This is a genomic window from Bacillus massiliigorillae (assembly GCF_000380245.2).
GTDB classification, from domain to species: Bacteria; Bacillota; Bacilli; order Bacillales; family DSM-1321; genus Bacillus_AD; species Bacillus_AD massiliigorillae.
Map to the genome: position 1 here is coordinate 42,060 of NZ_HG428746.1, position 9,230 is coordinate 51,289.

Sequence of the window (9,230 nt, forward strand, 5' to 3'; positions counted from 1 at the left end):
GAAGCTTTTGATTATTTACTATGCATTTTAAACTCTAAGAACAACTCATTATAATAAGCTAAGTTACGCTTACCTAAGTTCCTATATACCTCTAATTTTTCCGTTAGTTCAGGGCTAGGATAGAAGCGCTCATCTTCTGATACTTCCTTACCTAAATACTTTAATGCCCCAACGTTTGGTGTAGAGTATCCAACATAATCCGTGTTTTCAGCAGCGTTTTTTGGATCAAGCATGAAATTAATAAACGCATGCGCACCTTCTAAATTCTTCGCTGTTTTCGGAATAACAATATTATCAAACCATAAGTTAGAGCCTTCTTTTGGTACAACATAATCTAGCTTTTCATTTTCGTACATAATTTCAGAAGCATCACCAGACCATACAACACCTACTGCCGCTTCTTCATTGGCCATTAACATTTTAATTTCATCACCAACAATTGCTTTTACATTTGGTGTTAATGTATCTAGTTTTTCTTTCGCTTCTCTTAAATGCTTCTTGTCTACATCATTTAAAGAATACCCTAAACTATTTAGACCGAAGCCCATTACTTCACGAGCTCCATCAACTAGCAAGATATCATTGCGTAAGTTTTTATCCCACAGATCATTCCAACTTGTAATCTTTCCATCGACCTTATCAGGGTTATAAACAATACCTACTGTTCCCCAGAAATATGGAATCGAATACTTATTCTTCGGATCAAATGGTAAGTCTAGAAAACGCTTATCAATATACTTCAAATTCGGAAGCTTACTATGATCGATTGGAAGCAATAAATTCTCTTCCTTCATTTTTGAAATTGCATATTCTGAAGGAACAGCAATATCAAAAGTTGTTCCACCTTGCTCAATCTTTGTTAGCATTGCTTCATTTGAATCAAACGTTTGATAAATGACTTTATAGCCTGTTTCTTTTTCAAACTTCTTAATCAGTTTTGGTTCGATATAATCTCCCCAGTTATATACCGTAATTGTATTGCCACCAGAATATCCTTCTGAGGCATTTAAGCGGCCTATCCAAAATAGAAGGCCAAATGAAACGGCAAAAACGAGAATAAATACTTTTGTTAATGAATTCATTTTCTTACTCCCGCTCCTTTCGCTCGGCTATTGCGTTGATTAATGAAGTAATAACCGATTACTAATACGATAGTGAATAAGAAAATAAGTGTTGATAAGGCATTGATTTGGAGCGAAATACCTCTTCTTGCTAACGAGTAAATTTCAACAGACAGCGTTGAGAATCCGTTCCCCGTTACGAAGAATGTAACCGCAAAATCATCTAAAGAATATGTTAATGCCATAAAGAATCCAGCAAAAATCCCTGGTGTAATAAATGGAATAACAACTTTCGATAAAACATCCCACTTATTTGCTCCTAAATCAAGCGCCGCATCAATTAACGTCGGGCTCATTTCTTGTAGCTTTGGCAGCACCATGATTACAACAATCGGAATACTGAAAGCGATATGTGAAAGCAATACAGATGTAAAACCAAGCTTAATGCCAATCATTGTGAAAAGAATTAGGAATGAAGCTCCGATAATAACGTCTGGACTAACAATTAAGACGTTATTTAGTGATAACATCGTATTCTTCATTTTGATATTCTTTAAATACATAATTGAGAGCGCCCCTAGCACTCCAATAATCGTTGAAATTGCCGCTGATAAAAGCGCAATAACTAATGTATTCAATACGATGATTAACAGTCTAGTATCTTGTAGTACTTCTTTATAATAATCAAGTGTAAATCCTTCAAAGCCTGACATACTGCCACCGCTGTTAAAGGAATAAAACATTAGATAGAAAATCGGCGCGTATAAAATGATAAATACAATTGCCAAATAAATAGTAGAGATCTTACTATTTCTTTTCAATTTTCATCCCTCGCTTCCGATTACCTGTAAGAATCATAATAGCAAACATAATAATTATTAAGAATACAGCGATTGTCGCACCCATTCCCCAGTCTTGCGTTACAAGGAAATGTTGTTCAATAGCTGTACCAAGTGTAATGACACGATTACCTGCAATCAATCTTGTAATCATGAATAGCGATAGCGCTGGGATGAATACAGCTTGGCAACCTGCTTTTACTCCATCAAGCGTTAATGGAAAGACTACTCGTTTGAAAGTCGTCCAGCCAGAAGCACCCAAATCAAGCGATGCATAGACAAGCGAAGGATTTAATTTCTCTAACGCATTGAAAATCGGTAAAATCATAAACGGAATAAAGATGTATACAGAAACAAATACAAAACTAAAGTCCGTAAACAAAATTTGTGTATTTCCAATTCCGATGACCTCTAGAAAAGCATTAATCGGTCCGTACGTTCCGAAAATACCCATGAAAGCATATGCCTTTAATAAAAGATTAATCCATGATGGCAAAATAATAAGCAGCAACCACAATTGTTTATGCTTTGTTTTCGTTAATAAGTACGCTGTTGGATAGGATACTAATAATGCGAATCCTGTAATTAAAAAAGCATACCAAAACGAACTAAACGTCATTTTCAAATAAACAGGTGTGAAGAATTTCTGATAATTAGCTAATGTAAAGCCGCCTTCGATATCAATAAAAGAAAAATACAGTACTAAAACAATCGGCGCAATAACAAACAACAACATCCATGCGTAATATGGAATCGCATATAAAATTCGATTACTCTTCATGGTCTGCCTCTTCGTATGCCTCAATACGCGCATCGAATTCTTCTTCTGTTTCACCTGGAGCCATTACGTGAATAGCTTCTGGATCAAAATATAAGCCGATTTCTTCACCTACTGTTGCTTTCTTCGTTGAATGAACAAGCCACTCATTACCATCACTGTCATAACAAGAAATTTCATAATGTACACCACGGAATAATTGAGTGTCTACTTTCACTTGAATCTTACCTTGTTCAGGTGTTGTAATCTCTAAGTCTTCAGGACGAATCACGATTTCAATTGCTTTATTCGGACTTAATCCCCCATCGACGCATTCAAAACGCTTTCCAGTAAACTCTACTAAATAGTCTTCAATCATACGTCCTTCAACAATATTAGATTCACCGATGAAATCCGCAACAAAACGGTTAATAGGTTCGTCATAAATATCTAATGGCGTTCCACTTTGTTCAATGTTTCCACCATTAAGAACGAAGATTTCATCACTCATTGCTAGCGCCTCTTCTTGGTCATGCGTAACAAAAATAAAGGTAATACCTAGTCGACGCTGTAATTCACGAAGCTCATATTGCATTTCCGTACGAAGCTTCAGGTCTAGGGCAGATAGTGGTTCATCTAATAAAATAACTTCCGGTTCATTGACAATCGCTCTCGCAATTGCAACACGTTGGCGTTGTCCACCAGACATCTCACTAATTTCTCGATTTTCATAACCAGCTAAGTTTACGAAACGAAGAGCTTCTTTAACCTTTTGGTCAATTTGGCTGTTGTTCATTTTCTTAATACGTAAGCCAAATGCAACATTTTCATACACATTTAAATGAGGAAATAATGCATAGTCTTGAAATACCGTATTTACTTGGCGCTTATTAGCTGGAATATTGTTTACCAACTTACCATTAATATAAATGTCACCTTGTGATGGACTTGTAAATCCTGCAATCAAACGTAAAATCGTGGTTTTACCACAACCAGATGGTCCAAGTAATGTATAGAATTTCCCTCTTTCAATTTCAAAGCTTACGCTATTTAAAACGGGAGGGTCATTGTCATATTGCTTTGTAACTCCTTCAAAGCGAATGATAGTTTGTTCTGTCATGTCGGTCTCCTTTATTCTTATTCCCCATTGGTGCAGGTATTTCTATAGATAAGAATCTGTTGCTACAAGTACCATTTGCGATTTCCCCGCAAAATCGTTTACAATTTGGTGCTCATCTGAAGCCCCAAAGTAAATCGCTTCTCCTGCCTTAGCATAGTATTCTCTTTTTCCTAAACGAACTTTTATTTTTCCTTCTAACACATAACCGAATGTTTCAGAAAGAGATGGCTCAAACACTTTGAACTCACCCTTCTCTTCAAAAGTAAGAATAATCGGCTCCATTTCTTTCTCATTGGACTCTGGCACAAGCCATTGAATATGATAGCCACGCTCTTCATCTTCATAATTTGTCTGATCCTCTTCACCATAAACTACTTTTTGAACATGATCTTCCTCATTAAAGAACTCTTTCGGTGAACAGCCTAAAACTTCAATTATATTGAAAAACGTTTCTATAGAAGGTGAGCTTAAATCACGCTCTAACTGTGAAATATAACCTTTACTTAAATCTGTACGCTCTCCTAATTCTTCTTGCGTAAGACCTTTTTTCAATCGTAAATTTTTAATTTTCCTGCCAATTTGCATGATTGTATAACCTCAATCGTGTTTAAAGTTAGTAAACTTGGAGTAACTATTGTTTAGTAATACATTACTCAGAGTTTACTTTTACCACTAGATATTATACAAGATTCATCAAAAACTGCAATAGAAAAGTATTAATTTTTTTGGACTTTTTATTACAATAATATTTCTTATTATGTGAGGACTTCTTTGAAAATATAAAGATGTTTTATGTTTGTGAAAAATGAATGGATGTGATAGTATTAAACACAACATTTAGTATTAAAACAAAAGCAACAAACTATATATTGTGTTTAACTGTGGTGTCCTTTGTTAGGACTTAATAGGGAATTCGGTGAAAATCCGGAGCTGTTCCCGCAACTGTAATTGCAGACGAAAGAATGAAACCACTATATAACGAAGATGCTAATTCATCTTCTTATATGGGAAGGCATTCACGTAGGATGAAGCATAGCCAGGAGACCTGCCACCTTTAATTATTAGTTTCTTTCTTCGGGGATTGAGAGTTGAAACGACTTATTAAAAAGGACATTTCCTTTTATTTTCGTATGTCGTTTTAAATCCGCTCCTATAAGTAGCGGATTTTTTTATGCTCTCCTTTTTACTAAAGATTGAATAGAAAAGGAGCTCAATTAACATGATTGAATTAGAAAAAAATGAAACATACAAAACCATTTACAATGAACTACAGCAACTCCGTATAGCATTCCCTAAACTTCCGATGCATCTACTTGAAGAAAAGCTGGAGCATTTAGTTAACCATTATAATGACGAGCACAACATCTACCAACAAGTTATTTTAGAGTGCCTATCCTTCGTTTCGGTAGAAGAACCTGAATGGAGCTACGCTGCCGCACGTTTGTACATGCAAACGTTATACAAAGAAGCAAGTAGCAATCGAAACTATAACATAGAACAACGGTATGGCTCTCTATATGAGCTTATTACCATACTAACAGAAAAAAATATTTATCATAAAAACCTTTTAGAAAGCTATACCCAACAAGAGATAGAGACCATTGGTTCCTTCATCAAGCCGGAACAAGATAATTTATTCAATTATATCGGTATTAAAATGCTAGCCGACCGCTATTTAGCAAGAAGTCATCAAGGTCACCTTTTTGAATTACCTCAGGAAAGATTTATGATTATTGCAATGACGCTAATGAAAGATGAGACAAAAGAAAAACGTTTGCATTTTATACAAGAAGCATATTGGGCAATGAGTAATCTGTACATGACAACTGCTACACCAACACTATCAAATGCCGGCAAAACATGGGGACAGCTTTCTAGTTGCTTTATCGAAACAGTAGACGATAGCTTAGAATCAATCTACGACAGTAATACAGATATTGCTACCCTTTCGAAAAACGGTGGTGGTATAGGCGTTTATTTAGGTAAAATCCGTTGCCATGGAAGTGATATTAAAGGATTTAAAGGCGCTTCTTCAGGTGTCATTCCTTGGATGAAGCAATTAAACAATACAGCTGTGAGTGTCGATCAGCTCGGACAACGTCAAGGAGCCATTAGCGCTTATTTAGACATATGGCACAAAGACATCTTCGCTTTTCTAGATGCCAAGCTTAATAACGGTGATGAGCGTATGCGTACGCATGATTTATTTACTGGCGTATGTATTCCTGACTATTTCATGGAACAAGTAGATGCACGAGGCGACTGGTATTTATTCGATCCACATGAAGTACGTCAAGTAATGGGATACTCTCTTGAAGATTTTTACGATGAGGAAAAAGGAAAAGGTGCATTTCGTAGTAAATATGAAGAATGTGTTAACCAACCATTCCTTTCAAAAGAAAAAGTAGCTGCCATTGATATTATGAAAAGCATCATGCGAAGCCAATTAGAAACTGGTACGCCATTTATGTTTTATAGAGATGAAGTAAACCGTAAAAATCCAAACTCTCATCTAGGCATGATTTATTGTAGTAACTTATGTACGGAAATTACACAGAATCAAAGTGCTACCCTTCGCATTGAAGAATATATAAAAGACGGACGTATCGTAACAGAAAAAGTACCTGGAGATTTTGTTGTATGCAACCTATCCTCGATTAATCTCGCTAAAGCTATAAGTGATGATGTATTAGAAAGATTGATTGCTATTCAACTACGTATGCTTGATAACGTCATTGATTTAAATACTATTCCCGTTCTTCAAGGAGCTACAACTAACAAGAAATATAGATCAGTAGGACTTGGTACATTCGGATGGCATCACCTTCTCGCCTTACAACAAATCAAGTGGGAAAGCGACGAAGCAGTAAACTATGCCGATCAAGTATATGAAAAAATTGCTTACTATACGATTAGTGAAAGTATGAATCTTGCTAAAGAAAAAGGACATTATCCAGGCTTTATTGGCTCTGAATGGCAAACAGGTGCTTATTTTGAGAAAAGAGAATACAACAATTCTAACTCTGAGCTTGATTGGTCATCGTTACAAGCAGAAGTAGCTAATTACGGGATTAGAAACGGCTATTTACTAGCGGTTGCACCAAATGCTTCGACTGCTCTTATTGCAGGAAGCACGCCTAGTATCGACCCAATCTATAAAAAACAATACTCGGAGGAAAAGAAAGATTATCGTATTCCAGTAACAGCACCAGATTTAAACGCCAAAACGACTTGGTTCTACAAAGCTGCCAATACAATTGATCAATCTTGGAGTATTAAACAAAATGCCAAACGACAAAAGCACGTTGACCAAGCCATTTCATTTAATTTATATATTCAAAACACAATTAAAGCTATCGAACTATTAAACTACCACTTAGAAGCATGGGAAAGTGGCTTAAAAACGACCTATTATGTCCGTTCAACCTCGTCTGAAATAGAAGAATGTGAGTCTTGTTCAAGCTAATAAGAACAACATTAAGCAAACTATTAAATAATAAAGGAGACTTAACTATGACAATCCCTGTGTCACCAAGAACCATAATGAACAAAACAGCACCAAATCGAGCAACAGCCATCGTAAACGGCACTTGTTCCAACATACTTAACTGGGATGATGTACGATTCAAATGGGCTTACCCAAAATACAAAAAAATGCTCGGCAACTTCTGGACACCTTTTGAAATTAATATGTCTCAAGATAAAAAGCAGTTTCCTGAACTGACTAAAACGGAGCAGGAAGCCTTCCTAAAAATTATTGGCTTATTGGCTCTACTAGATAGTATTCAAACCGATTATGCAGGCAAAGTTGCTGATTATTTAACAGATTCAAGTCTTTCTGCTCTGATGATTATACTTGCTCAACAAGAGGTTATTCATAACCATTCATATTCTTATGTTCTATCAAGTCTTGTACAAAAAGAAAAACAAGATGAAGTATTTGAATTTTGGCGTACTGAACCAATTCTCGAAGTACGTAATGACTTTATTACAAACGGTTATCGTGACTTTACTGAAAAACCAACAGTTGAAAACTTATTAAAGAGTATTGTATATGACGTCATTCTCGAAGGCTTATTCTTCTACTCTGGTTTCGCTTTCTTCTATTATCTGGCACGTAATCAAAAGATGGTTGCGACTAGCACAATGATTAACTATATCAATCGCGATGAGCAAATTCATGTAGACTTATTCGTTAAGATTTTCAAAGAGGTATTAAATGAAAATCCCGAAGCTAATACACAAGAACTAGCTGACTTCGTTCAACAAACATTTGTAAAAGCTGCTGAACTTGAAATTGACTGGGCACGCTATATTATCGGTGATAAAGTAGACGGCATTTTAATCAGTGATCTTGAAGCATATATCAAATTCTATGCAAATGTACGCTGCAATCAACTTGGCTTTGAAAGACCTTTTGAAGGCTATCGTACTAATCCGCTACGCTGGATTAAAGCCTATGAGGAAGTTGACCTCGGTAAATCTGATTTCTTCGAACAAAAATCACGACAATATACGAAAGTAAATACAATTGATAACGGTTTTGATGAATTATAATAAATTGAAGAGCCAAACAATTTAACAAATAATCGTTTGGCTTTTTTTATTCATTAAACATTCATAATCAAATGTTTCGTAAGCATTATATATGTCTATTACGTATAGTAACAAAACAAATAGAAAGAGGTTCGCAAACCATGAGTACCTTAATAGTCTATTCAACAAAGAATGGAACGACCGAAAAATGCGCGAATATGCTTGCTGAAAAACTGCATACAACTAATGTTGTAAATGTTGCATCCCAATCTATTGATATTGATGATTATGAAACAATTGTCATCGGAAGTTGTATTCGCTTTGGAAAAATACTAAAGCCTATGGAAAATTTCCTATCAGAAAATCTTCATTTATTGTTACATAAACAAATCGCTCTTTTCATTTGCTGTGGATTTCAAAATCAGGCTGAACAACATTTTATAGCTAACTTTCCTGAAGACTTACTATACCACGCTGTAACTAAGCAATGCTTCGGTGGCGAATTAGACCCGAATAACTTAAAGGGCTTTGATCGTTTCGTAACAAAGATAGTTATGAAGTCAACTGTGGCACAAGAAAATCCAAAGCCTCACCTATTATTAAACAACATTGATGAACTAGCGAAATATATACATTAACTTAAGAAAAGTGCAAGCACCCGTTTTGCGACGTATAGATTGGAGCACTTCGACTGAGATAAAGTCAACACGAAGAGGGGATAGCCTTTTTCGTGTTGACTTATCGTAGGGAGATGGGCGAAATCTACTAGTCGCTGGGCGCCAATAAGAAAAACCCGTTACCGGTCTTTTTTGATTAATGTTTATGCTCCTTGATTTACTCCCAATCAAAACAGATTGGCTTACTTCCAAGAATAGCAGGTGTAAGGTTAGACATCATAAGAAAAACCCATCAGCTTA

The 9,230-nt window shown here is 35.7% G+C and carries 8 protein-coding genes and 1 riboswitch; of the genes, 3 read left to right on the forward strand and 5 right to left on the reverse strand.

The window, feature by feature from the left end:
- Positions 1-11: 11 nt before the first annotated feature.
- From TX86_RS23065 to TX86_RS23085, 5 genes are read right to left on the reverse strand one after another with little or no spacing between them, the layout of a single operon-like run.
- Positions 12-1,082 (reverse strand): ABC transporter substrate-binding protein, encoded by a 1,071-nt coding sequence (locus TX86_RS23065; protein WP_042352534.1) that lies wholly within the window; start codon positions 1,080-1,082, stop codon positions 12-14.
- Positions 1,079-1,882 (reverse strand): ABC transporter permease, encoded by an 804-nt coding sequence (locus TX86_RS23070; protein WP_042352536.1) that lies wholly within the window; start codon positions 1,880-1,882, stop codon positions 1,079-1,081. Before TX86_RS23070 ends, TX86_RS23065 begins: the two co-directional genes overlap by 4 nt.
- Entirely contained in the window at positions 1,869-2,681 is an 813-nt protein-coding gene (locus tag TX86_RS23075) for an ABC transporter permease (RefSeq protein ID WP_042352538.1), read from the reverse strand. The genes TX86_RS23070 and TX86_RS23075 overlap by 14 nt, the downstream gene beginning before the upstream one ends.
- The gene (locus tag TX86_RS23080) at positions 2,671-3,777 is read right to left on the reverse strand and encodes an ABC transporter ATP-binding protein (RefSeq protein WP_042352539.1); all 1,107 of its coding nucleotides are present in this window, start codon (positions 3,775-3,777) and stop codon (positions 2,671-2,673) included. The genes TX86_RS23075 and TX86_RS23080 overlap by 11 nt, the downstream gene beginning before the upstream one ends.
- A 42-nt stretch (positions 3,778-3,819) precedes the next feature.
- The gene (locus tag TX86_RS23085; RefSeq protein WP_042352540.1) at positions 3,820-4,362 is read right to left on the reverse strand and encodes a helix-turn-helix domain-containing protein; all 543 of its coding nucleotides are present in this window, start codon (positions 4,360-4,362) and stop codon (positions 3,820-3,822) included.
- Between the two features lie 280 nt (positions 4,363-4,642).
- Positions 4,643-4,844, forward strand: a riboswitch (cobalamin riboswitch).
- Between the two features lie 152 nt (positions 4,845-4,996).
- On the opposite strand from TX86_RS23085, the gene TX86_RS23090 reads away from it, so the two are divergent.
- The 3 genes from TX86_RS23090 (at position 4,997) to TX86_RS23100 (ending at position 8,951) form a co-directional block, all read left to right on the forward strand.
- A complete protein-coding gene (locus TX86_RS23090) occupies positions 4,997-7,243 on the forward strand; it encodes a ribonucleoside-diphosphate reductase subunit alpha (RefSeq protein WP_042352542.1) in 2,247 nt (748 codons plus the stop codon).
- Between the two features lie 47 nt (positions 7,244-7,290).
- A complete protein-coding gene (locus TX86_RS23095; RefSeq protein WP_042352544.1) occupies positions 7,291-8,334 on the forward strand; it encodes a ribonucleotide-diphosphate reductase subunit beta in 1,044 nt (347 codons plus the stop codon).
- 140 nt (positions 8,335-8,474) lie between these two features.
- On the forward strand, positions 8,475-8,951 hold the full coding sequence (locus TX86_RS23100; protein ID WP_042352545.1) for a flavodoxin domain-containing protein: 477 nt from the start codon (positions 8,475-8,477) through the stop codon (positions 8,949-8,951).
- Positions 8,952-9,230 lie beyond the last annotated feature (279 nt).

What these genes read in the sequence shown, in the direction of transcription:
- TX86_RS23085 (WP_042352540.1), bottom strand. Translation starts at nt 4,362, where the DNA reads ATGCAAATTGGCAGGAAAATTAAAAATTTACGATTGAAAAAAGGTCTT.
- TX86_RS23080 (WP_042352539.1), bottom strand. Translation starts at nt 3,777, where the DNA reads ATGACAGAACAAACTATCATTCGCTTTGAAGGAGTTACAAAGCAATAT.
- TX86_RS23065 (WP_042352534.1), bottom strand. Translation starts at nt 1,082, where the DNA reads ATGAATTCATTAACAAAAGTATTTATTCTCGTTTTTGCCGTTTCATTT.
- TX86_RS23095 (WP_042352544.1), top strand. Translation starts at nt 7,291, where the DNA reads ATGACAATCCCTGTGTCACCAAGAACCATAATGAACAAAACAGCACCA.
- TX86_RS23075 (WP_042352538.1), bottom strand. Translation starts at nt 2,681, where the DNA reads ATGAAGAGTAATCGAATTTTATATGCGATTCCATATTACGCATGGATG.
- TX86_RS23100 (WP_042352545.1), top strand. Translation starts at nt 8,475, where the DNA reads ATGAGTACCTTAATAGTCTATTCAACAAAGAATGGAACGACCGAAAAA.
- TX86_RS23090 (WP_042352542.1), top strand. Translation starts at nt 4,997, where the DNA reads ATGATTGAATTAGAAAAAAATGAAACATACAAAACCATTTACAATGAA.